The sequence below is a fragment of the Afipia sp. GW821-FHT14H12 genome (assembly GCF_058803465.1).
In genome coordinates this window covers 118888-143209 of sequence record NZ_JBXAOZ010000004.1, presented here as the reverse complement: position 1 = coordinate 143209, position 24322 = coordinate 118888, and the positions used below count along the sequence as shown (strand labels likewise).

The following is a 24322-nucleotide window of genomic DNA, read 5'->3' as shown; positions in this document are numbered from 1 at the left end:
CAACAATGCCGCGCACGCCCGTCTACATCGTCTGCTCGCCGCGTCCCGATGTCGGCAAGACGCTGCTCTCGCGCGTCCTGAGCGAGTTCCTGATCCTGCAGAACGGCAGCGTGCTCGCCTTCGACATCAATCTGCGCGAACCCTCGCTGCTGGATTTCCTGCCGCGCACCACCGAGACCGCCTCGATCAGCGACACCCACGCGCAGATGGCGCTGATGGATCGCCTGATCGTCAATGACGGCGTCGCTAAGGTGATCGACCTCGGGCTGCATGCGTTCGACGATTTCTTTAGGCTCGCCGATGAGATCGGCTTCATGAAGGAAGCGATCCGGCGTGGCGTCGAGCCGATCGTGCTGTTCATTCCGGATGCCACCCGCGCCTCGTCGAACGCCTGGGCCATGCTGCGCAAGACTTTCCCCGGCTCGCCGCTGATTGCAATCGACAATGAGCACGTCCTGCACGGAGAGACACCGAAGGACTTTGCCGGTGTGCGGCCGCTTCACATCGCGGCGTTGCCCGCGTTCCTGCGCTCCATCGTGCAGCGGACGAATTTCTCGTTCACGCACTACTTGCGCACGGCGCAGGATTCATCGTCCGAACTGCATCAATGGACGCGCGCGAACTACACCAAGTTCAGGAATCTGGAGAAGCGGCTGAAGCTGCACACCTGACCGCCCGGCGGTCAGTGCCCGTCGAACTCCATCAGCGTGCGCACCGGCACGTTCATCGCGCGCAGTTTCGCAGCACCGCCCAGCTCGGGCAAATCGACGACAAAGCAAGCCGCCACCACCTCGGCGCCGATCTGGCGCAAGAGTTTCACCGCGCCTTCCGCCGTACCGCCAGTCGCGATCAGATCGTCGATCAAGATGACGCGCTCGCCGGGCTTCACCGCATCAACGTGCATCTCCATCTCGTCGATGCCGTATTCAAGTGAGTAAGCGATGCGCACGGTGGTGTGCGGCAGCTTGCCCTTCTTGCGGATCGGCACGAAGCCAGCCGAAACCTGATGCGCGACCGCGCCGCCGAGGATGAAGCCGCGTGCTTCCATGCCCGCGACCTTGTCGATCTTGGAGCCTGCCCACGGCTGCACCAGTTCGTCCACCGCGCGGCGGAACGCCCATGCATTGCCGAGCAGCGTGGTGATGTCGCGGAAGATGATGCCGGGCTTCGGATAATCCGGGATCGCGCGAACCGAGGCTTTCAAATCGTCTGCGACGCTCATGGATGCTTCTGCCATTTCATTTCTGCCCCAGCCGGAAAGCGTTTTCCACGATCTTCAGCCCGACATCGCCTTCCAGCGACATCAGCGATTCAGGATGGAATTGCACGCCGCCGACCGGCAGCTCCTTGTGTTCGATGGCCATCGGAATGCCGTCCTCGGTGGTTGCGGTAACGACGAGCACGTCCGGCATGGTGGCGGGGCCGACGAACAGCGAATGATAGCGGCCGATGGTGAGTTCATTCGGCAGGTTGCGCATCAACGTGCCGCCGCGATTTTGAATCCGCGAGGGCCGTCCGTGCGCGGGCTGCGCGAGCTGGCCAAGTTCGCCGCCGAAATATTCGCCGATCGCCTGCACGCCGAGGCAGACGCCGAAGATCGGCATCTTCTTGGCAAGCGCCTCATCGATGAATTTCGAGACGCCGAAATCCTCCGGCCGCCCCGGCCCCGGCGACAGCACCAGCAGGTCGAACTTTTCGTTCTTGAGCCGCTGCATCGCGTGCAGGTGCCGCGTCACACTGACATTGGCGCCGACCTGCCGGAAATAATCCGCCAGCATGTGCACGAAAGAGTCATCGCAATCGACCAGCAGAACGCGCTTGCCCGAACCGGTGGCATCCGGCGCGAAGCTCGAGAGAGCTTTCGGCGCGTCGCCACGCAACGCCTGGAACAGCGCCGCCGCCTTGGTCTGGCATTCCTTTTCTTCCGCGACAGGATCGGAATCGAACAGCAGCGTCGCGCCGACGCGCACTTCGGCCAGGCCGTCCTTCATGCGGATGGTACGGATGGTGAGGCCGGTGTTGATGCCGCCATCGAAGCCGAGGAAGCCGAGTGCGCCCGCATACCAGCGGCGCGAGGAGCGTTCGTTGTCCTCGACAAACTGCATCGCCCACAGCTTCGGCGCGCCGGTGACCGTCACCGCCCAGCAATGGGTGAGGAAGCCGTCGATGGCGTCGAAACCGGGACGCAGCATGCCTTCGACGTGATCGACGGTATGAAACAGCTTTGAATAGGTTTCAATTTGGCGGCGCGCCAAAACCTTGATCGAGCCCGGCACACAGACGCGAGCCTTGTCGTTACGGTCGACATCGGTGCACATGTTGAGCTCGAACTCGTCCTTCTGCGAGTTCAGCAATTCCTGAATCTGCTTGGCGTCGCCGATGGCGTCCGCGCCGCGCGCGATGGTGCCGGAAATCGGACAGGTCTCGACACGCTTGCCGTCGGAGCGCACGAACATCTCCGGCGATGCGGAGACGAGAAACTCGCCATCGCCGAGATTGAGCAGCGCGCCGTAAGGCGACGGGTTGATGATGCACAGCCGCTTGAACACGTCGGCCGGCGTGCGATCGCACGGCTCTGCGAACAACTGCCCCGGCACCGCCTCGAACAGATCACCGCGGGCGAACGCCGCGCGGGCGCGTTCCACCGTCGCCTGATAGACGCCGGGCGCATGGTCGGCAAAGCCTTCACGCTTGGTCTTGGTGTAGACACTGTCGGGCGTGTCGCGATCCTGGCCGCGCGTGCTGACGCCACCATAGCTGAATTCGTAATCGATCACGACGCCGCGCCCGGTGGCGCGGTCGTAGGCCAAGAGTTCGTCGGGAATATAGAGCACGATGTCGCGCTGGTCGGCGTCGCGCTTGCGCTTCTGCTTCAGATCTTCGATCTGGAACACGAGGTCGTAGGCGAACGCGCCGAACAGGCCAAGCAGCGGATCGCCCGCGTAGCTCATCGAGGCGATGATCTCGCGCACCAGCGACATGATGGAAGCGCGCCGCGTGCGCTGCTCCTCCTCGACCGGCGCATCGCCACGTACGATGTGGCCTTCGATGCGATCGGCGGTCTTGGACGTGATCGCGACGGCGGGGTTGTTCAGCGTGGCTGCGAGAAAGGCGATCAGCACCTTGCCGCGCGCATTCAGCGCCTCGATGAAGAATTTTTCGCCGACCGATTCCAGCCGCAGCGGCGGATTGGCGAAACCGAGATCGAAACTCTCATAGCGCCCCGGCACCGTGGTGCCGGACGACAGCACGACGCCACGGCGGCGATCCAGAAGGTCGATCAGCGCATCGAGCTTCTGTCCGCCGGAAAACGACGTGACCCGCCGCGAGACCTCGAGGCCCCGCGCCGTGGTGTAGTCCGCCGTGGCGGGAAGGGAAAAAACCGTCCTGTTCATGGGTTCCTCTTAAGAGACTTCGCCGAGGAACGCCACACAGGACAAATAAAAAGACCGCCCATGCGTGGCGGCCTCAACGTGATTTCAAGCAAAATCGCACCGGCCACCTTTTACAAGGTGCGCCACCAGATACGGGTCGTGCGGGTTGCTGCGATCATGGGCGGCAAATCATCACCCGGACGGGCGGATGTCAAGGGGAGCCATGCCCTCGCCATGCCACCCCTGCCCGCTGCACATCACCCCAAATGCTTCTTGAGGAAGTCGATCGCCCGGCCCCACGCCAGCTCCGCAGCCTGCCGGTCATGGACCGAGGCGCGCTGCTCGTTGGCGAAGGCATGGTCGGCGTCGTAGCGGAAAAACTCGCAGGGCTTGCGCGCCTTTTTCAGCCCGTCCTCGAAGGCGCTCACCGCCTGCGGCGTGAAGAAATCGTCCTTGTTGGCAAAATGGCCCTGCAACGGCACCCTGACGTCGGCGGGCTTCACCGCTTCCGGCGACGGCACGCCGTAGAACGACACCGCAGCCGTCAGTTCCGGAATTTTGGCGGCACCGATAATCGTGATCGCACCGCCCATGCAGAAGCCGCTGATGCCGACCTTGGCGCCATTGCGCTTGAGATACTGCACCGCGCCGCGCACGTTCTGCTCGGTCGCCTCGATGAAGTTCAGCGAGTTCATCTCCTTCGCGGCGGCGTCCGCATCGTGATACGGCACCACCACGCCCTCGAACAGGTCCGGCGCCAGCGCATCGAACCCCGCCAAAGCGAAGCGATCGGTCATCGACTTGATCTGCTCGGATAGGCCCCACCATTCCTGAATGACGACGACGCCCGGCGCATTGCCGCGCGCGGCGTTGGCGAGATAGCCCTTGGCCTCTTTGCCGTCGGGACGCGAAAAGCTGATGCTGGTGCCCATGAAAACCTCGGGAAATGGCAATGGAAATGCAGCAGACAATGCCGCCTGCGGCGCGAGAGTGCAACGAGGCAAAGCCGCACTGGTTCAGTCCCGCCAACGAAAAAGGGCTCCCGAAGGAGCCCTCAATCTTGTGAGACTGTCGGGATGCGTCAGTGCGCGTCCGCCCAGATCTTCCGCTTGGTGAAGTACAGAAGACCCGACAGCACGATCAGGAACAGCATCACCTGCATGCCGAGGCGCTTACGGTCCTCGAGGTGCGGCTCCGCCGTCCACATCAGGAAGGCCGCGACGTCCCTCGAGTACTGCTCGACGGTCGCCGGCGAGCCGTCGTCATAGGTGATCTGACCGTCAGACAGCGGCGGTGGCATCTTGATCGAATGACCGGGGAAGTACGTGTTGTAGTACGAGCCCTCGGGCAGCGCGAAGTCCGCCGGCTTTTCCTTGTAGCCGTTCAGGATGGCGTGGATGTAGTTCGGCCCCTTCTCCTGGAACTGGGTGAAGGCGTCGAACACGAACTGCGGGAAGCCGCGCTCGTAGCCACGAGCCTTCGCGATCAGCGACAGATCCGGCGGAGCCGCACCACCGTTGGAAGCACGGGCAGCCTGCTCGTTCGGGAACGGCGCGGGGAAGTAATCCGCCGGGCGGCCCGGACGCTCGAACATGTCGCCCGCATCGTTCGGGCCGTCCTTGATCTTGTACTCGGACGCAAAGGCTGCCGCCTGCGCCGCCGAATAACCCGGACCACCCGGATCGGCGAGGTTGCGGAACGCCACGAGGTTCAGCGAATGGCAGTTCGAGCAGACTTCCTTGTAGACCTTGAGGCCGCGCTGCAACTGGGCCTGATCGAACTTGCCGAACGGACCGGCGAACGACCAGCTCTCCGAATGCGGCGTGGCGCCATGATCGGCGGCCTTGGCGCTGTCCATGCCGCCCATCATCAGCGAACCGGCAACCGCCAGCGCAATCGCGGCGGACACCATCGGCTGCTTGCCGGATTTGGCGAGCACATCGTCGGCGATCGAGTTTGGCAGCGGCCGCGTGGTCTCGATCCGCGACAGCACCGGCAGCACGATCAGGAAGTAGGCGAAATAAACCACCGTCAGCACGCGGCCTGCGATGACATAGATGCCTTCCGGCGGCTGCGCGCCGAGATAGCCGAGACCGATGCAGGTCGCGACGAAGATCCAGAAGAACTGCTTGGCGAGCGGGCGATACTTCGACGAGCGCACCTTGCAGCTATCGAGCCACGGCAGGAACGCCAGCACGACGATCGCGCCGAACATCGCGATGACGCCGCCGAGCTTGCTCGGGATCGAACGCAGGATCGCGTAGAACGGCAGGTAGTACCATTCCGGCACGATGTGCGCGGGCGTCACGGCCGGGTTGGCCTGAATGTAGTTGTCGGGATCGCCGAGGTAGTTCGGGATGTAGAAGATGAACCAGGCGAAGAACAGCAGGAAGCACGCCATGCCGAACGAGTCCTTGATGGTCGCGTACGGCGTAAACGGCACGGTGTCCTTTTCGGTCTTCGCTTCGACGCCGGCCGGGTTGTTCTGGCCTGCGACGTGCAGCGCCCAGACGTGCAGGACGACGACGCCCGCGATCACGAACGGCAGCAGGTAGTGCAGCGAGAAGAAGCGGTTCAGCGTCGGGTTGCCGACCGAGTAGCCGCCCCACAGCAGCGTCACGATGCTGTCGCCGACGTAAGGGATCGCCGAGAACAGGTTGGTGATGACGGTGGCGCCCCAGAAGCTCATCTGGCCCCACGGCAGCACGTAGCCCATGAAGCCCGTGGCCATCATCAACAGGTAGATGATGACGCCGAGAATCCAGAGGATTTCGCGCGGTGCCTTGTACGACCCGTAATACAGGCCGCGGAACATGTGGATGTAGACGGCGATGAAGAACATCGACGCGCCGTTGGAGTGGATATAGCGCAGGAGCCAGCCGTAATTGACGTCGCGGACGATCAGTTCGACCGACTTGAAGGCGAGATCGACATGCGGCGTGTAGTGCATCGCGAGGATGACGCCGGTGATGATCTGCACCGCGAGCATCATCGAAAGGATGGCGCCGAACGTCCACCAGTAGTTCAGGTTGCGCGGCGTCGGATAGGCAATGAAAGACGAATGAATCAGTCCGCCGATCGGCAGGCGTTGCTCAATCCACTTCAAGGCTGGATTTTGCGGGTTATAGGTAGAGGGTCCGCTCATGAGTTGCGATCCTGGAAAGTGGAGGCGACTGACGTCAGCCGATTTTGATCTTGGTGTCGGAAACGAAATTGTACGGCGGGACGTACAGATTGAGCGGCGCCGGCCCCTGGCGGATGCGGCCCGAGGAATCGTACTGCGAACCGTGGCACGGGCAGAAGAAGCCGTCGTAATTGCCTTCATGCGCGATCGGGATGCAGCCGAGATGGGTGCAGATGCCGATCACGACCAGCCAATTGTCGTGGCCTTCCTTGACGCGGGACTGGTCGGTCTGCGGATCGGGCAGGCTCGACACGTTCACCGAGCGCGCCTCCTCGATCTGCTTCTTGGTGCGGTTCATGATGTAGATCGGCTTGCCGCGCCAGAACACCTTGATGTCCTGCCCTTCGGCGATCGGCGACAGATCGACCTCGATCGGAGCGCCGGCCGCGATGGTCGAGGCATCGGGATTCATCTGGGAGATCAGCGGCCAGGCCACAGCGGCCGCGCCGACGACCGCAACCGAACCGGTGGCGACGTAAAGGAAATCACGGCGCGTCGCCGGATGTGCCGAAGAAGAAGCAGTCACGTTTGCAAACCCTTTCCGAACTGCAGCCGTCCGACGAACCCATGGATTGCGCGGACGAACGCGCCGGAAACGTCAGTCGGTGCCCGCGGGCCTCGCGGGGGCAGAACTCACTTGTTCTACTCAGCCGGGCAGAACAGGTGATCTAGAATCGATCTATTGGCACCCTTGCCGATTGAGCGCAAGCCCGGTATCGGCTCCCGCTCGTGCGATGCGCAAATTCGGCGCATGGCAGCGGTTTTTACCCCCGTTTTCCGAGCCCGATCACCCCATGCGGATCGCCCTGTATCAACCGGACATTCCCCAAAATACCGGGACGATTCTCCGACTCTGCGCATGTCTTGCGGTCGAGGCGCATATTATAGAGCCCGCGGGCTTTCCGGTGAGCGACCGCCATTTTCGCCGCGCGGGAATGGATTATCTCGATCAGGTTTCCATATCACGGCATGTGTCATGGACGGCCTTCCGGGCCTGGCAGCAGGCGGATGGCGGGCGGCTGTTGCTGTTGACCACCAAGGGCGCCACCTCCTATCTGGCGCATCGCTATGAAGATACTGATATTCTTCTGCTGGGGCGGGAAAGCGCGGGCGTGCCGGACGAAGTTGCCGCAAGCGCGGACGAGAGACTGGTGATCCCGATCGCGGAAGGCATGCGTTCGCTCAATGTCGCCGTCACCGCCGCAATGGCGCTCGGCGAGGCGCTGCGGCAGACGCGACATGCTGTCACAAATGGAGACAATGCGCCGTGAGTTACGCGGTGAAGGAAATTTTCCTGACTTTGCAAGGCGAAGGCATGCAGGCCGGACGTCCGGCCGTGTTCTGCCGTTTCGGGGGCTGCAATCTGTGGAGCGGCCGCGAGCAGGATCGTGCGGATGCCGTGTGTCAGTTCTGCGATACCGATTTCGTCGGCACCGACGGCACGCTCGGTGGACGCTATGCCACCGCCGACGACCTCGCGGAGCGAATCGCCGCGACCTGGGGGCCTGACAGCCGTCATCGTTTCGTGGTGCTGACCGGCGGCGAACCGATGCTGCAGATCGATGACGCACTGATCGCAGCGCTTCATGCACGCGGCTTCATGATCGCTGTGGAGACGAACGGCACGCTCCCTGCCCCGCCCGGCCTCGACTGGATCTGCGTCAGCCCCAAGGCCGACACCGAGCTTGCGATCCGGCAAGGCCACGAATTGAAGCTGGTCTATCCGCAGCGACAGAACGCGCCGGAGGATTACACCGCGCTCGCCTTCCAGCATTTCCTGCTGCAACCGATGGACGGGCCTGATCTGGAGCAAAATACCGCACGCGCAATCGACTATTGTCTGCGCCATCCACAATGGCGGCTGAGCGTGCAGACCCACAAGACCATCGGTATCAGGTAATAGAACAGACGAGTTGGAGTAATCGTTCGTAATGTGGGAACTGACCAAATCCTTTCACTTCGAGGCCGCGCACTCGCTCAAGGGCACGACGCTCGGCGAGAACAGCGAGGAGATTCACGGCCATTCGTTTCGCGCCGAGGTGACGATTCGCGGCACGCCCGATCCCGCGACCGGCATGGTGATGGACCTCGGCCTTCTGGAGCGGAAGATCGCCGACGTGCGCAAGGCGCTCGACCACAAATTCCTCAACAAGATCGAGGCGATCGGCCTGCCGACGCTGGAGAACCTGTCGCGCTATATCTGGGACAGTGTGCAGGGCGCGGGCGACGTCACGCGCGTCAGTGTCCATCGCGACAGCTGCGGCGAGAGCTGCACCTATTTCGGGCCCCAATCAAAATGACGGATTGAACATGGACGCTTCCCTGCTCGACAGCCGCAAGACTTCCGCCCGCGCATGGTTCGAAAAGCTGCGCGACGACATCTGCGCCTCATTCGAGCAGTTGGAGGACGAGGTCCCCGCCTCGCTCTACGGCGATCAGGCAGGACGCTTCGTGCGCAAGCCGTGGGAGCGCACCGACCACACCGGCGCGCCGGGCGGCGGCGGCGTGATGTCGATGATGCGCGGACGGCTGTTCGAGAAGGTCGGCGTGCACTGCTCGACTGTGTTCGGCGAATTCGCTCCCGAATTCCGCGCCCAGATTCCCGGCGCTTCCGACGATCCGCGGTTCTGGGCCTCGGGCATCTCGCTGATCGCCCATCCGTGGAATCCGAACGTGCCTGCGGTGCACATGAACACCCGCTTCGTCGTCACCACCAAGCGCTGGTTCGGCGGCGGCGCGGACCTGACCCCCGTGCTCGACCGGCGGCGGACTCAGGAAGACCCTGATACCGTTTCTTTCCACGAGGCTTTCCGCAAGGCCTGCCATGCCCATACGGCGGTCGCGCCTTACGACAAGTTCAAGAAATGGTGCGACGACTACTTCTTCCTGGCCCACCGCAAGGAGCCGCGAGGAATCGGTGGCATCTTCTACGACTGGCTGGAATCCGGCGACTGGAATGCCGACTTCGCCTTTACCCAGGATGTCGGCCGCGCTTTTGCTGCGATCTACCCCGAACTGGTGCGGCGCAATTTTGAGACCCCATGGCAGGACGCCGACCGCGAGGAGCAGCTGATCCGCCGCGGGCGCTATGTCGAGTTCAACCTGCTCTACGACCGCGGCACCATCTTCGGGCTGAAGACCGGGGGCAATGTAGAGTCGATCCTGTCCTCCATGCCACCCGAGGTTAAGTGGCCATAAACCACGGTTCCGCAGGGCTTTACTGTCCACTGTGGCTGCCGGGTTACATCGCGTTTGCACAAAATCCTTTAGCTTTTGGACAGAATCCAATTCTGGACCGGGTTTGGGGATTTTCATGAAAAAGTTTCTGTTGGGTACCGTCGCCCTGATCGCTCTGGGCAGCGCCGCCAACGCGGCCGATCTTGCGGCCCGCTACACCAAGGCGCCGGTTGTGGCGCCGGTGTCGAACTGGACCGGCTTCTACGTGACCGGCGGTTTCGGCTACGGTCTGATTTCATCCGACCAGCATTCCACGACCGGTGGCGCTGCCACCTCGGTCGACACCCGCACGGGCGGCCGCGGCTACTTCGGCACCGTCGGTCTCGGCTATGACTACCAGCTCACCCCGGCCTGGGTGGTCGGCGTGTTCGGCGATGCGCAGTGGGGCGACATTCGCGGCGATCTCATCGACCTCAACAACGGCATTTCGGGCCGCCTGAAGAACGACGCCGCCTACTCCGCCGGCGCGCGCCTCGGCTATCTGGTTGCGCCGAACGTGCTGTCCTACGTCAATGCCGGTTACAGCTACGGCCAGTTCAAGGGCTCGACTTTCTCTGACGGCGTTACCGCCATCGACAAGTCGCATCGCGACGGCTGGTTCATCGGCGGCGGCGTCGAGAACGACCTGAACTTCTTCGGCATCAAGGCGCCGGGCTGGTTCATGAAGACCGAATACCGCGTCACCGAGTATGACCGGAAGAACAGCCTGTATAACGATGGCAGCGGCAACGGCATCGCCTTCAAGCCTTATGTGCAGACGGTGTCGACCTCGCTGGTCTATCGCTTCAACTCGCATGTGACGCCGGGCGCCGACGCCGGCACGCCGTTCTACACCAAGGCAGCCCGCACGGCCGCTTACAACTGGACCGGCTTCTATCTCGCGGGCGGCGGCGGCTACGGCCTGATGTCCTCCGATCAGCACACCGTCGACCTTGCGACCGGCGCCAACGGCCTCGACACCCGCGCAGGTGGCCGTGGTTACTTCGGCACGGTGGGCGGCGGTTACGACTGGCAGATCAACCCGACCTGGGTCGTCGGCGTCTTCGGCGACGCCCAGTTCGGCGACATCCGCGGTTCGCTGGCGGATGCAACGGGTGGCGGCCTTGGCGCCGGAGTTACTGGCCGTCTGAAGAACGACACCAACTACGCAGCCGGTGCACGCCTCGGCTACCTGATCTCGCCGAACGCGCTGTCCTACGTCAACGTTGGCTACAGCCACGCCGACTTCAAGGGCGTCGCTCTGACCAATGCGACCGGCGCAGCGGTTGGCAGCACGGGCAAGAGCCATCGTGATGGCTGGTTCCTGGGTGGCGGCGTCGAGAACTCGCTCAACATCTTCGGCATTTCTTCGCCGGGCTGGTTCATGAAGACCGAGTACCGCGTGGCCGAATACAATCGCAAGACCAGCGATATTCTCGACCCGACGACCGGTTTGAGCACCGGCACGGGCATCGCCTTCAAGCCTTACGTGCAGACGATCCAGACCTCGCTGGTCTATCGCTTCAACTGGGGCAGCCCGGTCGTCGCGAAGTACTAAGACCAATCCGGTTCACCTGAACCGCAAAACCCCGGAGCATCGCTCCGGGGTTTTTTGTTGGCTCAACCAAAACCTCAAAGCCGGTGATCGTGCCGGAAGCGTTCCAGCGTCTGCTCGGCGATCGCGGCGACGCTTGCGGCGTCGAGAGGAAAATTCGCCGCCAGCCACGCATCTTCCGCGAGCGTCAGGACATGGCCAAGCGCCGGGCCTTCCTTCAATCCACGCGCGATGAAATCCGCCGCCTTCAGCGGGAATACCGGCGCACTCCAGCGCCGCGTCAGCGTCGCAAGCTCGCGCCAGCGCGGAGCTGCGAAATCCTGTCCCGCGCGCGCCCACGCGAGCATCACGCGCTCGGTGTAGCGATCCGGACCGAGACGATAGACGCGGCGGCGCGCGATCTCCTCATCCATCTCCCGCATCCGCCACCAGCGATGCCCCATGGAGTCCAGCCGCTTGGTCTCGGCGTTGGAGAGGCGCAGCCGCACCGACAACCGCTTGGCGTCTTCCGGCGTCGCGACCGTCAGCGCGCCGAGGCGGCGGATAGCGTCGGCGGTGAAGCCGAGCATCCGCTCCGCCTCGACCATGTTCGCGAACGGGCCATGATAACTCACGCCCGCGGTGATGCGGCCAAGCAGGCCGCCATCTTCCATTTCGATCAGAGCGTCGGCGGCGCCCTTCGCCACCACGAGCTTGAGCATTTCCATCCGCAACCGCTCCGCCGACAGCGAAGCGAGCCCGTCGCGCGCCGCGATGCAGGCCTCCATCGCGGCGCGGTCAGGCTCGCCCTGCCCGTAAGCCGCGTGGATGCGGAAGAAGCGCAGGATGCGCAGGAAATCCTCGCTGATGCGGCGCGCGGGGTCGCCGATGAACCGCACGCGGCGCTCTTCGATGTCGGCGAGACCGCCGACATGATCATGCACGATGCCATCGGCGGACAGCGACAGGCCGTTGATGGTGAAATCGCGCCGCTCGGCATCCCTCACCCAGTCGCGGCCGAACGCGACCTTGGCCTTGCGGCCGAAGGTCTCGATATCCTCGCGCAGCGTCGTGACTTCAATCGGCGTGCCTTCGATCACCAGCGTGACGGTGCCATGCTCTAGTCCGGTCGGCACGCATTTGATGCGCGCCGCGCGCGCGCGACGGACGACTTCTTCGGGCAGCGCCGTGGTGGCCACATCGATCTCGCCGACGGGCAGATTGAGAAGCGCGTTGCGCACCGCGCCACCGACGATGCGCGCTTCTTCTCCATTGGCATTCAGAAGCGAGAGCGCCCGCGCCGCAGGGCCGGATGTCAGCCACGCTGCAATGATCGTCGCGGTCGGAGTGGCGGCGTGCCCGGTCATTTATCGGACCCCGGAATGAACTTGCCGTTCTCGACGCGCGCCGGCGTATAGGTGGCGCCCGGCGGCGCGCCGGAAAAATTCGCCAGCAGAACGAGGCTGAGAATGACCAGCATGCATGCGCCCATTCCCAATCCCAGAACCGTGCGCACCGGCCAGGATGCGCGGCTCAGCACCTCGCGGCGGCTTGCTAAAACAAACAGCGCATAAGCCACAAACGGAATCAGGAAAATCCCGATTTCGGTCAGCAGCGGTCGGATCATGGCGTGTAGATCCGCTCATACAGCACACGCAGCATGCCAGCCGTCGCGCCCCAGATATAGCGCTGCTCATAGGGCATCTCGTAGAAATAGCGGAGCTTGCCGCGATATTCCTTGGTGCCCTGCTTGTGGTTTGCCGGGTCCATCAGGAATGCGAGCGGCACCTCGAACGCATCGTCGACCTCGCTGGTGTTGAGCGTGAGGTCAAAGCCGGGGCGAATCCGCGCCAGCGTCGGCAGAATGCGAAAGCCGAAGCTCGTGGAATAGACATCAAGATAGCCGACCGGCTCGATGAAATCGCGCGTCAATCCGACTTCTTCCCTCGCCTCGCGAAGGGCTGCTTCCATCGGAGACACATCCTGCGGATCGATCTTGCCGCCGGGAAACGAGATTTGCCCCGGATGATCGGAAAGATGCCCCGCGCGCGTGGTGAGCAGGACGGACGGCTGCTCGCGCTCGACAATGCCGATCAACACCGCCGCCTGCCGGATCGGCTTTTCGCGCGCGACGATTTCCAGCATCCAGTCGGTGCCGCGATCGCCGGTCTTGGCGACGATGCTGGGGTCGGCAAGCGCCGCTGGCACGTCGAAATTCAGCCGCGCGCGGGCGCGCTCGAAAAATTCCGCCGATCCCATATCAATCGAAGCGCGGTGCGGAACCGGAAGCGCGTCGGCACCCGCTTTGTCTTTCAGAAAACTGTCGTTCAAACTAAGCCCTTCAACTGCGCGGCATCGGCGATGGCGAAGAACGCTCCGCCCGAAGCTACGCCAAAAATCTCCTCGCCGCCGATCTGGCGAATCTCGCCGAGATCGACCAGTTCATAATATAGCGGCCGCGACAGCTTTGCCCACAGGCCTGCACGAACATGCAGGTAGGGCGCAAGGCCCCCTCTCGGCGCATCCTCGAAGCGCAGCCCGTGGGCGGCATCGCAATCGACCCACTCACCCACATTGGTGCGAAACGACAAAAAGGCCAATCCGTCCTGTTCCCTTGTCCTCATTTCAACGGCGAGAAACGGCGCATCGTCCACGACGATGCCGACTTTTTCCACCGGGGTGACCAGAAAATAGCGGTCGCCCTCGCGTTTCAGCACGCTGGAAAAGAGTCGCACCAATTCGGGACGCCCGATCGGGCTGCCGAGATAGAACCAGGTGCCATCGGAAGCGATACGGATGTCGAGATCGCCGCAAAACGGCGGATTCCACCGTTCCACCGGCGGCAAACCGGACGCATTGACACGCTGCGCCGCCGACGCCAGCGTATCAAGGCGCTGACCAATGTCCTCTGCTGCTATCGGCTGCCCTTGCTTCGCCATGGTTTTCCTTGACCGTGAGCAGTCTGGCACGATTTAGGCACGATTTTCCATATCCAAGCGGCGTTCACGCCCAATCGACGCAACGTGATGGATGTCGCCCCATTGGACCGTTAAAATGGGGGATCGCGCCGTGCGGACAGACTATTTCCCGCAGGTCCGGGCTAACATCGTCCAATCCGCGACTGACGCGGCAAGGAGCAGGAATGAACAGCGCAGATGTCGAAAAACTGGAAGACGTGATCGTTCGCTCCGCCGAGCAACTGGCGGGCAGCATCCGCGCCGCGCGTCAGGCCGTCTCGACCGTGATCTTCGGCCAGGAGCGCGTGGTGGACAACGCGCTGGTGACAATTCTCGCGGGCGGCCATGCGCTGCTGATCGGCGTGCCGGGCCTCGCCAAAACCAGACTCGTCGAAACGCTCGGCATCACGCTCGGGCTCGACGCCAAGCGCGTGCAATTCACGCCCGACTTGATGCCGTCCGATATTCTCGGCGCGGAAGTGCTCGACGAGAGCACGGCAGGCAAGCGCTCGTTCCGTTTCATCGCCGGTCCGGTATTCGCCCAACTCCTGATGGCCGACGAAATCAACCGCGCCTCGCCGCGCACGCAATCGGCGCTGTTGCAGGCGATGCAGGAGCAGCACATCACCGTCGCGGGCGCACGGCACGATCTGCCGGTGCCGTTCCATGTGCTCGCGACGCAAAACCCGCTGGAGCAGGAAGGCACCTATCCGCTGCCCGAAGCGCAGCTCGACCGCTTCCTGATGGAAATCGATGTCGGCTATCCCGACCGTGATGCCGAACGCAAGATCCTGTTCGACACCACCGGTGCCGAGCAGACGACGGCGAAAGCGGCGATGACCGCTGATACGCTCATCACCGCGCAGCGGCTGGTGCGCCGTTTGCCGGTCGGCGATTCCGTGGTGGAAGCGATCCTCACGCTGGTGCGTTCCGCGCGTCCCGGTGAGGACGGCGGCGAGGATGCAAAATCCATCGCATGGGGACCAGGCCCACGCGCGAGCCAGGCCCTGATGCTCGCGGTGCGCGCCCGCGCGCTGCTCGACGGCCGCCTCGCGCCCTCCATCGATGACGTGCTCGAACTTGCCGAGCCGGTGCTGAAGCATCGCATGGCACTGACCTTCTCCGCCCGCGCCGAAGGCGAAACCGTCACGGGCGTGATCGGGCGGTTGAAGGCACGGATAGGTTGATGGCCGCGGCCCTCAAACCGGCACTCACCGAAATCGAAGCGATCCGGCGTGCCGATGGCGAAAGCCGTTCGCTCGCCGCGTCGATGCCGCGCCTCGTACTGGAAGCGCGGCGCATCGCCGCGACCGTGATCCACGGCCTGCATGGGCGGCGGCGCGCCGGCACCGGCGAGAATTTCTGGCAGTACCGCCGCTTCGTCTCCGGCGAAGCCGCGCAGCGCGTCGACTGGCGGCGCTCGGCGCGTGACGATCTTTTGTACGTGCGCGAGCAGGAATGGGAAGCGGCGCACACCGTCTGGCTGTGGCCTGACCGCTCCAGATCGATGGCCTTCGCTTCCAAGGAGGCACGCGACAGCAAGCTCGAACGCGCCATCGTGTTGGGCTTCGCACTGGCCGAGCTTCTGGTTGCGGGCGGCGAGCGCGTCGGCATTCCCGGCCTGATGCGTCCGAGCGCGAGCCGCGGCATCATCGACCGGATGGCGCAGGCGCTGCTGCACGATGTGACCACGCGCGACAGCCTGCCCCCCGGTTTCGTGCCCGCCTCGCTCGCCGAAATCGTGGTGTTGTCCGATTTCTGGTCGCCGCTCGACGAGATCGCGGCGATGATTGCAGGACTCTCGGCGTCGGGCGCGCGCGGCGTATTGCTGCAGATCGTCGATCCCGCTGAGGAAACCTTCCCCTATTCCGGCCGCATCGAATTCAACGAACCAGAAGGCGCGGGCGCCATCGTCGCCGGGCGCGCGCAGAACTGGAAGGACGATTACACCGCGAAGCTCGCGCAGCACCGCGACGGCATTCGCGCGGAAACCGCGCGGCGCGGCTGGCTGTTTTCCACCCATCGCACCGACCGCTCCGCCGCAGAGCTGCTGTTGTATCTGCATCAGGCGCTCGCCGCGTCGCGCGAAGGCAATGCCAGATCGGGATGGCCGGCATGAACGGATTGCCGCTCTCCTTCACCGAACCATGGCTGCTCGCGGGGCTGATCGCCTTGCCGGCGCTGTGGTGGCTGTTGCGCGTGATCCCGCCGCGCCCGGTGAAGGTGGACTTTCCGCCGACGCGGCTCTTACTCGACATCAAGCCCCGCGAGGAGACGCCGTCGCGCACGCCGTGGTGGCTGACGGCGTTACGGCTGCTCGCCGCCGCGCTCGTGATCTTCGCCGCCGCAGGCCCGGTGTGGAATCCGAAAGGCGGCGCGGGCGCATCCACCGGTCCTCTCGTGATCCTGCTCGATGACGGCTGGAGCGCGGCCGCAAGCTGGGACGTTCGCATCCGTTCCGCCGACGAACTGATTTCGCAGGCCGACGCCTCGCGCCGCGCGGTGGCGCTGGTGCCTCTGTCCGAACCCGCGCGCGACATCAGCCTGATGCCGGCGGGCACGGCCCGCGTCGCCTTGCGCCAATTTGCGCCGAAACCCTACGGCATCGACCGCAGCGCCACGCTGCCGCTCATCAAACGCTTTCTCGGCGAGATCGGTGACGCCAGCATCGTCTGGCTCAATGACGGCATCGACAGCGGGCGCGGCGCGGACTTCGTGAGCGGCCTGCACGAAGCCATCGGCAACCGCGCGCTGACGGTCTATGAGGGCGGCACGCCGCCAACCCATGCGCTTGCAGCCGCCGAGAATGCCGCCGCGAAAATGACCGTGAAAGTGCTGCGCGCCACCGGCGGCATCGAGTCCGGCATCGTGCGCGCGCTCGACCAGAAGGGCGCGCCGATCGGTGAGACGCGCTTCGCGTTCGACGCCACCGCGCACGAGACGGAAGCGGCATTCGATCTTCCCGTCGAACTGCGCAACGACATCGCGCGGCTTGAGATCACGGGCGAGCGTTCCGCGGGCGCCGTGCAGTTGCTCGACAAGCGCTGGCGGCGGCGCGCCATCGGCATCGTGTCCGGTGCAAGCTCCGATATCTCACAGCCCCTTCTCGCCACCACCTTTTACCTGACGAAGGCGCTCGCACCGTTCGCCGACGTGCGCAACGCCGAGCGCAGCGCACCTGACGATGCGATCAAGCAACTGCTTGACCAGAAATTGCCGATGCTGATCCTCGCCGATGTCGGAACGCTGTCGCCTGAACTGCGCGAGCGGCTGGACGACTGGATCGCGCAGGGCGGCGTACTGGTGCGCTTCGCAGGGCCACGTCTCGCCGCAGGCGACGACGATCTGGTGCCGGTGAAACTGCGGCGCGGCAACCGCAGCCTCGGCGGCACGCTGACATGGGAAAAGCCGCAACACCTCGCAGCCTTCGCAGCCGATGGGCCATTCGCCGGTCTGCCGGTGCCCGACGATGTCACCGTGACGCGGCAGGTGCTGGCCGATCCCGATCCCGCGCTCGCTTCGAAAACATGGGCCTCGCTGGCCGACGGCACGCCGCTCGTCACCGGCGAACGGCGCGGCAAGGGCGTGCTCGTACTGTTTCATGTCAGCGGCGATACGCGCTGGTCCGACCTGCCGCTCTCCGGCACGTTCGTCGAGATGCTGCGCCGGATCGTCGACATGGCGGGTTATGCCGATGCCGCCGGAAGCAACCTGACACCCGACACCAAGGTTGAGACGGTCGCGCCGACCCGCGTGCTCGACGGCTTCGGCGCCTTCACCGCGCCGCCGTCTACCGCCAAGCCGGTGAAGGCCGATTATCGCGGCCGCGCCAGCCTCGATCACCCGCCGGGATTCTACGGCCCGGTCGATGGCCCCGTCGCCGTCAACACGCTCGCCGCAACCGACCGCCTGACCGCACTCGACACGTCATCACTCAACGCGACACGCGCCAGCTACACCAACGCCGAGCCGCGCGACCTGCGCGGCACCCTGCTCTCGCTGGCACTTCTGCTGTTCGTCATTGACGCAATCATCATCGCCATCCTCGGCGGCACGTTGGCCGGATTGCTGCGGCGGCGCTCCGTCGCCACAGCACTCGCTCTGGCTGTCGTGTTGAGCGCGTTCAGCCCGCACGCTCTGGACGCACAAACCCCGTCCGCCAAATCAGCGCAGGCAACGAACACCGCCAAGGACGACTTCGCCATCAAGGCCGTGTCGCAGACGCACCTCGCTTATGTCATCACTGGCAATGCGGAGGTGGACAACATCGTCAAGGCCGGGCTCAGCGGCCTGTCGCTGTTCCTCGCCCAGCGCACCGCGCTTGAAGCCGGCGATCCGATCGGCGTCGATCCCGCCAAGGACGAGTTGTCCTTCTTCCCGCTGATCTACTGGCCGGTGATCGCGGACGCGCCGAAGCCCTCGCAGGAGGCGATCAACAAGCTCGACGCCTACATGAAGAATGGCGGCACGGTGCTGTTCGACACCCGCGACGCCATCGATGCGCCGCCGACCTCGAACGGGGAATCTCAGACCCCCGGTATGCTGGCGCTGCGGCAGATCCTGTCCTCGCTCGACATTCCCGAGCTGGAGCCAGTGCCGCGCGAGCATGTGCTGACGAAGACCTTCTATCTACTGCGCGACTTTCCGGGCCGCTTCACCTCGGGCCAGACCTGGGTCGAGGCGCTGCCGCGCGAGGGTGACAATGACGGCGTGGAGCGTCCGGCGCGAGGCGGTGACGGCGTCTCCCCGATCATCATCACCTCGAACGATCTCGCAGGCGCATGGGCGCTGCGGCCCGACGGCCAGCCGATGCTGCCGCTGACGCCGGGCGAGCCGCGCCAGCGCGAATTCGCCTTCCGCGCCGGCGCCAACATCGTGATGTACACGCTGACCGGCAACTACAAGGCCGACCAGGTTCATGCCCCTGCTCTGATTGAAAGGCTCGGGCAATGACGCAATACGGCATCGCCTTCACCCCGCTTGTTCCCTCGGTCGTGCTGTGGCTCGGGCTTGCGGCCACGCTCCTGATCGCGGCCATCTCGCTGCTGCGGCGTGCGCGCGGTGCGTTGTGGCGTGCGGCCGCGCTGGCCATGGTTCTGCTGGCGCTCGCCAATCCCTCCTTCACCCGTGAATCCCGTGAGCCGCTGCCCTCGGTCGCCGCCGTCATCGTCGACAAGAGCCCGAGCCAGAGTTTCGGCGAGCGCGCGAAGCAGACCGACGAGGCGCGGGACGCGCTGCTTGAGAAGCTGCGCGCCATCAAAGGCCTCGACGTTCGCGTGGCCGACGCCGGACAGGCGGATGGCGAGACCGACGGCACCAAATTGTTCTCCGCGCTCTCGGCCACCCTCTCCGATGTTCCCACCGACCGCATCGCGGGAGCGTTCTTCATCACCGACGGGCGCGTGCACGACATCCCGGCCAGCGCCGCGACGCTCGGGTTTCAGGCTCCGGTCCATGCGCTCATCACCGGACACTCCGGCGAGCGCGACCGCCGTATCGCCATCGTCTCGGCCCCGCGCTTCGGCATCGTCGGACAGACACAGACCATCACATTCAAGCTCGACGATCAGGGCGTGGCCAACCAGCGCGCCGAAGTCACCATCCGGCGCGACGGCGAAGTCCTGAGCCGCCGCATGCTGACGAGCGGCGAGACCGGACGCATCCGGCTCGAGATTCCGCACGCCGGGCAGAACATCGTCGAGATCGAGGCTTCCCCGCTCGACGGTGAACTGACGCCGGTGAACAACCGCGCCGTGGTCTCCATCGACGGCGTGCGCGACAAGCTGCGCGTGCTGCTGGTCTCGGGCGAACCGCATGCGGGCGAGCGCACCTGGCGCAACCTCCTGAAGTCCGACGCCAGCGTCGATCTGGTGCACTTCACCATTCTGCGCCCGCCGGAGAAGCAGGACGGGACGCCGATCAACGAATTGTCGCTGATCGCATTCCCCACGCGCGAACTCTTCCAGCAGAAGATCAACGAGTTTCAGCTCATCATTTTCGATCGCTATGCCCGGCAAGGTGTTCTGCCGACTGCCTATTTCGACAATATCACCCGTTACGTGAAGAACGGCGGCGCGGTCCTCGTGGCGGCCGGACCGGACTATGCCAGCCAGACCTCGATCTGGCGCACCCCGCTCGACGCAGTGCTGCCCGCCGAGCCTGTCGACGTCACCGAGAAGGCGTTTCACGCCCGCCTGACCGAGACCGGCAAGCGTCACCCCGTCACTCGCGGACTGGAAGGTTCGGCGAGCAACCCGCCGCATTGGGGCCGGTTCTTCCGGATCGTCGATACACGCAATCCCACCGTGCCGCCCGTGATGGAAGGCGCGAACGGCGAACCGCTCTTGCTGCTGTCGCGGCAGGGCGAGGGCCGCGTCGCGTTGCTGCTCTCCGACCAGATCTGGTTGTGGGCGCGCGGCTATGAAGGCGGCGGCCCGCATCTCGATCTGCTGCGGCGGCTGTCGCACTGGCTGATGAAGCAACCCGAACTCGATGAGGAAGCTTTGCGGCTGAAGACGCAAGGGCGCGATCTCGTCGTCACGCGCCAAACCATGGCGGACACGGTGAAGCCCGTGACCGTCACTTCGCCCTCGGGCAAGACCCGCGAAGTCACGCTTGCGCAGAGTGAGCCCGGCCTGTGGCGTGCAACCCTGGGCGCCGACGAACTCGGCCTGTGGCAGGCGACCGATGGCGACCTCAAGGCGCTCATCAGCGTCGGCCCCGCCAACCCGAAGGAATTCTCGGAAGTCACTTCAACGACGCAAACACTCGCGCCGCTGACGAAAGCAACCGGCGGCGACACGCGGCGGATTTCGGAATCCGGCACCGTCGAACTGCCGCGCATCCTGCCGATCCATGGCTCGACCGTGTTCGAGGGTTCGGGCTGGCTCGGCCTCAAGATGCGGGACGCCAGCGTGGTGCGCGGCATCGGCGCCTTCCCGGTGTTCGCGGGCCTGATCGGGCTCCTGCTGCTGCTCGGCGCTTTCGCGGCGACCTGGGTGCGCGAGGGTCGGTGACGGCAAAACCACACTCCGCCGCGCTCTGACGACAGTATTCCCGGGGTGGATTGACATCCCCGGAGCTTCCAATGTTACATTGTAACATCCGGTGGCCTCAGCCCCGGCATGGGGAATTGACGTCCAATGGAGTGGTTGCGGTCGAAAGCCAAACGGCTGTCGTTGCTGGCGCTATTCGCGCTGGCGATGCAGATCGGGCTGTCGTTCGGCCACACCCACGTCGCTGCCTGGTCGGCGGACCGTACCCAGATCACCACCAATTCTTCCGCCGACGGCACCCCGGGCCATCATGATGCCGATGCGATCTGTTCGATCTGCGTCACCACGGCGATGGCGGCAAACGGCCTGCATGCGGTCGCGCCCGTGCTGCCGCTGCCCGTCCGCTTCGCGGCAATCGATTTCGCAAGCTCTCTCTCCACGGATGCCCCACGCCTCCGCACGGCTGCATTTCATTCGCGCGGGCCGCCCCTCCTCCTGATCTGAACCGTCCGTCTCGGCCATTCGCTCCAATGGCCGGCTCTCCGTTCAATCCGCGGCTGCTCACCCTGAGCAACCTGCGGCGTCAGGATCAAACGTACAATGTCCCGTTCCCTTCTCCGCGCTTCGCTCGCCAGCGCTTCGGCAATTGCGCTTGCCGTGTTCAGTCCGTCCGTCCACGCGCAGCAGGCCACGCCGCCTGCAGCCACCCCGGCTCCGGTGCCCGCGCCTGCTTCCACGCCCGCTCCTGCTTCCGGCAGCACGGTCCTCCCGGAAATCATGGTGCATGCGCCAAGCCCCATCGATCATCACAGGCATCGCCCCGTCATCGCGGCAAGACATGGCAGCGGTCCAGCGCGCAATCACAGCAAGCCGAAAGAAAAACCGGACGCGCCTGCCGTCGCACAGACCACACCGGCGCCCGCACCGTCACAGGGTACGCTGCCGATCGTCACCGACCAGTTCGCGACCGTCACCGTGGTGCCGAACGAGGAAATCCGCCACAGCGGCGCGCAGACTTTCGGCGATCTTCTGAACGACAAGCCCGGCATCACCGGCTCGTCGTTCGCGCCGGGCGCATCGAGCCGCCCGATCATTCGCGGCCTCGACATGAACCGCGTCGGCATTGTCGAGAACGGCATCGGCAGCAACGGCGCATCCGATCTCGGCGAAGATCATTTCGTGCCGATCGATCCGCTCACCACCAACCAGATCGAGGTGATCCGCGGACCCGCGACGCTGCGCTACGGCTCGACCGCCATCGGCGGCGTCGTCAGCGCCACCAACAACCGCATTCCCGATGCGCTGCCGTGCAATCCGGTGACCCCCGCGCAGACCTGGGGCTACGACGTGAAAGCGCCCTCAAGCTCCGGCTATTGCAGCAATTTCGAAACCCGCACCGGCTATTCCAGCATCGATAATGGCCGCGAAGGCGCGGTGCTGATGGATGCTGCGAGCAACAATTTTGCGATCCATGCCGACGGCTTCGATCGCAAAACCGATAGCTACGGCATTCCGAATTCGCCGTACCGGTTCGATCCGGCGCGGCCCTTCAACGGCACACAGGCGAATTCCGGCACGCATTCCTACGGCGGATCGGTCGGCGGCACCTACTTCTTCACCGGCGGCTACATCGGCGCTGCGATCCAGCAGAACAATTCGCTCTATCATATCCCTGGCATCGACGGCGAGGAGCACAACACCCGCATCGACGCCAAGCAGACCAAGTTCACCGCCAAGGGCGAGTATCGCCCCGACGCGGCTGCCATCGAGGCAATCCGCTTCTGGGTCGGCGCGACCGACTACAAACACAACGAGTTGGGCCTCAACGACGACAATGGCACCGACGGCGTGCGCCAGACCTTCACCAACAAGGAGCAGGAAGGCCGCATGGAGGTGCAGTTCGCGCCGGTGGACGTGAAATTCGCGGCGATGACGTCGGCACTCGGCATACAGGCTTCGCATCAAGAGCTGACCGCGCCGAGCCCGGACGACATCGGTAGTCCGTTCAACGGACTGTGGGACCCGAACAGTAACACCCGCGTCGCGGGCTATTCGTTCAACGAATTCGCCTTCAGCAACACCACCAAGGCACAGATCGCGGGACGCATCGAGCACGTCAACCTGTCCGGCTCGTCGCCCTCCTTCATACCTGAATTGTTCAACGACACGTCGGCGATCGGCCCCGCGGTTTCGCGCAATCTCAACTTCAACCCCGCGAGCGGCAGCGTCGGGTTGATTCAAAACCTGCCTTATGGCCTCGTCGCCAGCCTCACCGGGCAATACACCGAGCGCGCGCCGAAGCCCGCCGAACTGTTCTCGCGCGGCGGACATGATGCCACCGTGACGTTCGACATCGGCAATCCAAATTTGAAGATCGAAACCGCGAAATCGGTCGAGATCGGCCTGCGCAAGAACACCGGCCCGTTCCGTTTTGAACTGACCGGCTACGACACGCACTTCGACGGCTTCATCTACCGCAACCTCACCGGCAACACTTGCGACGGCACTGCGTGCGTTGCCAACAACAGCCTCGAACTCAATCAGGCGATCTACTCGCAGCGCGACGCCCACTTCCGAGGCGCGGAATTCCAGTTCCAGTACGACGTGATGCCGCTGTGGTTCGGCCAGTTCGGCGTCGAGGGACAATACGACATTGTCCGCGCGACCTTCGACGACGGCAGCAACGTGCCGCGCATTCCGCCGCAACGGCTCGGCGGTGGCGTTTATTATCGTGATGCCAACTGGCTCGCGCGCGTCAATCTCCTCCACGCCTTCGCGCAGAACGACATCGGCGGCATCGAGACATCGACGCCGGGTTACAACCGCCTGAAGGCGGAACTGAGCTACACCACCAAGCTCGCCAAGACGGACTGGTGGGGCGCGCAGGAAATTCGCGTCGGCATCGTCGGCGACAATCTGCTGAACGAGGACATCCGCAACGCGGTGTCCTACACCAAGGATGAGGTGCTACTGCCCGGCCTTGGCGTGCGGTTGTTCGCGAACATCAAATATTGATCTGTCCTTCCCTCTCCCCGCTTGCGGGGAGAGGGAAAAAATAATCA

21 protein-coding genes are annotated in these 24322 nt (G+C 64.3%); 12 read left to right on the top strand and 9 right to left on the bottom strand.

From position 1 onward, the window contains the following. The first annotated feature begins 5 nt into the window (after positions 1-5). The gene (locus tag AC1RNA_RS16310) at positions 6-671 is read left to right on the top strand and encodes a hypothetical protein (RefSeq protein WP_009340342.1); all 666 of its coding nucleotides are present in this window, start codon (positions 6-8) and stop codon (positions 669-671) included. Positions 672-682: 11 nt separating this feature from the next. Here AC1RNA_RS16310 and AC1RNA_RS16305 read toward each other — a convergent pair whose 3' ends face one another. The 5 genes from AC1RNA_RS16305 to petA form a co-directional block, all read right to left on the bottom strand. Then, positions 683-1222, bottom strand: coding sequence for an adenine phosphoribosyltransferase (locus tag AC1RNA_RS16305; RefSeq protein WP_009340341.1), 540 nt, complete (start codon positions 1220-1222; stop codon positions 683-685). A gap of 16 nt (positions 1223-1238) precedes the next feature. Further along, positions 1239-3395, bottom strand: coding sequence for an anthranilate synthase component I (locus AC1RNA_RS16300; protein WP_492951764.1), 2157 nt, complete (start codon positions 3393-3395; stop codon positions 1239-1241). 236 nt (positions 3396-3631) lie between these two features. Next, entirely contained in the window at positions 3632-4306 is a 675-nt protein-coding gene (locus AC1RNA_RS16295; protein ID WP_009340339.1) for a dienelactone hydrolase family protein, read from the bottom strand. Positions 4307-4455: 149 nt separating this feature from the next. Next, positions 4456-6519 (bottom strand): cytochrome c1, encoded by a 2064-nt coding sequence (locus AC1RNA_RS16290; protein ID WP_492951763.1) that lies wholly within the window; start codon positions 6517-6519, stop codon positions 4456-4458. 34 nt (positions 6520-6553) lie between these two features. After that, positions 6554-7084, bottom strand: coding sequence for a ubiquinol-cytochrome c reductase iron-sulfur subunit (gene petA, locus AC1RNA_RS16285; RefSeq protein WP_009340337.1), 531 nt, complete (start codon positions 7082-7084; stop codon positions 6554-6556). A gap of 268 nt (positions 7085-7352) precedes the next feature. Between petA and AC1RNA_RS16280 the strand changes: the two genes are divergently transcribed. The 5 genes from AC1RNA_RS16280 (at position 7353) to AC1RNA_RS16260 (ending at position 11332) form a co-directional block, all read left to right on the top strand. Continuing rightward, positions 7353-7829 carry a tRNA (cytidine(34)-2'-O)-methyltransferase gene (locus AC1RNA_RS16280; RefSeq protein WP_009340336.1) on the top strand — a complete coding sequence of 159 codons (477 nt, stop codon included), beginning with the start codon at positions 7353-7355 and terminating at the stop codon, positions 7827-7829. Then, positions 7826-8458: a 7-carboxy-7-deazaguanine synthase gene (queE, locus tag AC1RNA_RS16275; protein WP_492951762.1), complete on the top strand. Its 633-nt coding sequence runs from the start codon at positions 7826-7828 to the stop codon at positions 8456-8458. The genes AC1RNA_RS16280 and queE overlap by 4 nt, the downstream gene beginning before the upstream one ends. Before the next feature lie 31 nt (positions 8459-8489). Further along, positions 8490-8858: a 6-pyruvoyl trahydropterin synthase family protein gene (locus AC1RNA_RS16270; RefSeq protein ID WP_009340334.1), complete on the top strand. Its 369-nt coding sequence runs from the start codon at positions 8490-8492 to the stop codon at positions 8856-8858. Between the two features lie 10 nt (positions 8859-8868). Further along, positions 8869-9756 carry an oxygen-dependent coproporphyrinogen oxidase gene (gene hemF / locus AC1RNA_RS16265; RefSeq protein ID WP_009340333.1) on the top strand — a complete coding sequence of 296 codons (888 nt, stop codon included), beginning with the start codon at positions 8869-8871 and terminating at the stop codon, positions 9754-9756. A gap of 115 nt (positions 9757-9871) precedes the next feature. Further along, positions 9872-11332, top strand: coding sequence for an outer membrane protein (locus AC1RNA_RS16260; protein ID WP_492951761.1), 1461 nt, complete (start codon positions 9872-9874; stop codon positions 11330-11332). A 74-nt stretch (positions 11333-11406) separates the two neighbouring features. Here AC1RNA_RS16260 and AC1RNA_RS16255 read toward each other — a convergent pair whose 3' ends face one another. Genes AC1RNA_RS16255 through AC1RNA_RS16240 form a run of 4 tightly spaced genes read right to left on the bottom strand, consistent with a single transcriptional unit; the run spans position 11407 to position 14247 of the window. Then, positions 11407-12675: a CCA tRNA nucleotidyltransferase gene (locus AC1RNA_RS16255; RefSeq protein WP_492951760.1), complete on the bottom strand. Its 1269-nt coding sequence runs from the start codon at positions 12673-12675 to the stop codon at positions 11407-11409. Continuing rightward, positions 12672-12935, bottom strand: coding sequence for a DUF6111 family protein (locus tag AC1RNA_RS16250; RefSeq protein WP_492951759.1), 264 nt, complete (start codon positions 12933-12935; stop codon positions 12672-12674). Before AC1RNA_RS16250 ends, AC1RNA_RS16255 begins: the two co-directional genes overlap by 4 nt. Next, on the bottom strand, positions 12932-13639 hold the full coding sequence (locus AC1RNA_RS16245; protein ID WP_492951758.1) for a CoA pyrophosphatase: 708 nt from the start codon (positions 13637-13639) through the stop codon (positions 12932-12934). Before AC1RNA_RS16245 ends, AC1RNA_RS16250 begins: the two co-directional genes overlap by 4 nt. Then, positions 13636-14247 (bottom strand): DUF1285 domain-containing protein, encoded by a 612-nt coding sequence (locus AC1RNA_RS16240; protein WP_009340328.1) that lies wholly within the window; start codon positions 14245-14247, stop codon positions 13636-13638. Before AC1RNA_RS16240 ends, AC1RNA_RS16245 begins: the two co-directional genes overlap by 4 nt. 203 nt (positions 14248-14450) lie before the next feature. Here AC1RNA_RS16240 and AC1RNA_RS16235 point away from each other — a divergent pair, with 203 nt between their 5' ends. The 6 genes from AC1RNA_RS16235 to AC1RNA_RS16210 all read left to right on the top strand — a co-directional run bounded on the left by AC1RNA_RS16235 (position 14451) and on the right by AC1RNA_RS16210 (position 24275). After that, complete coding sequence (locus AC1RNA_RS16235) at positions 14451-15452, top strand: AAA family ATPase (protein ID WP_009340327.1); 1002 nt, start codon at positions 14451-14453, stop codon at positions 15450-15452. After that, positions 15452-16384, top strand: coding sequence for a DUF58 domain-containing protein (locus AC1RNA_RS16230; RefSeq protein ID WP_009340326.1), 933 nt, complete (start codon positions 15452-15454; stop codon positions 16382-16384). The genes AC1RNA_RS16235 and AC1RNA_RS16230 overlap by 1 nt, the downstream gene beginning before the upstream one ends. Further along, the gene (locus AC1RNA_RS16225) at positions 16381-19218 is read left to right on the top strand and encodes a DUF4159 domain-containing protein (protein ID WP_492951757.1); all 2838 of its coding nucleotides are present in this window, start codon (positions 16381-16383) and stop codon (positions 19216-19218) included. Before AC1RNA_RS16230 ends, AC1RNA_RS16225 begins: the two co-directional genes overlap by 4 nt. Next, positions 19215-21281 (top strand): hypothetical protein, encoded by a 2067-nt coding sequence (locus AC1RNA_RS16220; protein WP_492951756.1) that lies wholly within the window; start codon positions 19215-19217, stop codon positions 21279-21281. Before AC1RNA_RS16225 ends, AC1RNA_RS16220 begins: the two co-directional genes overlap by 4 nt. A 126-nt stretch (positions 21282-21407) precedes the next feature. After that, the gene (locus AC1RNA_RS16215) at positions 21408-21764 is read left to right on the top strand and encodes a hypothetical protein (protein WP_492951755.1); all 357 of its coding nucleotides are present in this window, start codon (positions 21408-21410) and stop codon (positions 21762-21764) included. Positions 21765-21860: 96 nt separating this feature from the next. Continuing rightward, positions 21861-24275, top strand: a complete 2415-nt coding sequence (locus tag AC1RNA_RS16210; protein WP_492951754.1) for a TonB-dependent receptor — start codon at positions 21861-21863, stop codon at positions 24273-24275. Positions 24276-24322: the final 47 nt, after the last annotated feature.

Excerpts from the sequence above, each read along its gene's own strand:
- AC1RNA_RS16260 (WP_492951761.1), top strand. The coding sequence starts at position 9,872 with ATGAAAAAGTTTCTGTTGGGTACCGTCGCCCTGATCGCTCTGGGCAGC.
- AC1RNA_RS16235 (WP_009340327.1), top strand. The coding sequence starts at position 14,451 with ATGAACAGCGCAGATGTCGAAAAACTGGAAGACGTGATCGTTCGCTCC.
- AC1RNA_RS16225 (WP_492951757.1), top strand. The coding sequence starts at position 16,381 with ATGAACGGATTGCCGCTCTCCTTCACCGAACCATGGCTGCTCGCGGGG.
- AC1RNA_RS16270 (WP_009340334.1), top strand. The coding sequence starts at position 8,490 with ATGTGGGAACTGACCAAATCCTTTCACTTCGAGGCCGCGCACTCGCTC.
- AC1RNA_RS16210 (WP_492951754.1), top strand. The coding sequence starts at position 21,861 with ATGTCCCGTTCCCTTCTCCGCGCTTCGCTCGCCAGCGCTTCGGCAATT.
- AC1RNA_RS16300 (WP_492951764.1), bottom strand. The coding sequence starts at position 3,395 with ATGAACAGGACGGTTTTTTCCCTTCCCGCCACGGCGGACTACACCACG.
- AC1RNA_RS16290 (WP_492951763.1), bottom strand. The coding sequence starts at position 6,519 with ATGAGCGGACCCTCTACCTATAACCCGCAAAATCCAGCCTTGAAGTGG.
- AC1RNA_RS16240 (WP_009340328.1), bottom strand. The coding sequence starts at position 14,247 with ATGGCGAAGCAAGGGCAGCCGATAGCAGCAGAGGACATTGGTCAGCGC.
- AC1RNA_RS16255 (WP_492951760.1), bottom strand. The coding sequence starts at position 12,675 with ATGACCGGGCACGCCGCCACTCCGACCGCGACGATCATTGCAGCGTGG.
- AC1RNA_RS16230 (WP_009340326.1), top strand. The coding sequence starts at position 15,452 with ATGGCCGCGGCCCTCAAACCGGCACTCACCGAAATCGAAGCGATCCGG.
- AC1RNA_RS16250 (WP_492951759.1), bottom strand. The coding sequence starts at position 12,935 with ATGATCCGACCGCTGCTGACCGAAATCGGGATTTTCCTGATTCCGTTT.
- AC1RNA_RS16215 (WP_492951755.1), top strand. The coding sequence starts at position 21,408 with ATGGAGTGGTTGCGGTCGAAAGCCAAACGGCTGTCGTTGCTGGCGCTA.
- AC1RNA_RS16220 (WP_492951756.1), top strand. The coding sequence starts at position 19,215 with ATGACGCAATACGGCATCGCCTTCACCCCGCTTGTTCCCTCGGTCGTG.
- AC1RNA_RS16310 (WP_009340342.1), top strand. The coding sequence starts at position 6 with ATGCCGCGCACGCCCGTCTACATCGTCTGCTCGCCGCGTCCCGATGTC.
- AC1RNA_RS16305 (WP_009340341.1), bottom strand. The coding sequence starts at position 1,222 with ATGAGCGTCGCAGACGATTTGAAAGCCTCGGTTCGCGCGATCCCGGAT.
- AC1RNA_RS16295 (WP_009340339.1), bottom strand. The coding sequence starts at position 4,306 with ATGGGCACCAGCATCAGCTTTTCGCGTCCCGACGGCAAAGAGGCCAAG.
- hemF (WP_009340333.1), top strand. The coding sequence starts at position 8,869 with ATGGACGCTTCCCTGCTCGACAGCCGCAAGACTTCCGCCCGCGCATGG.
- AC1RNA_RS16280 (WP_009340336.1), top strand. The coding sequence starts at position 7,353 with ATGCGGATCGCCCTGTATCAACCGGACATTCCCCAAAATACCGGGACG.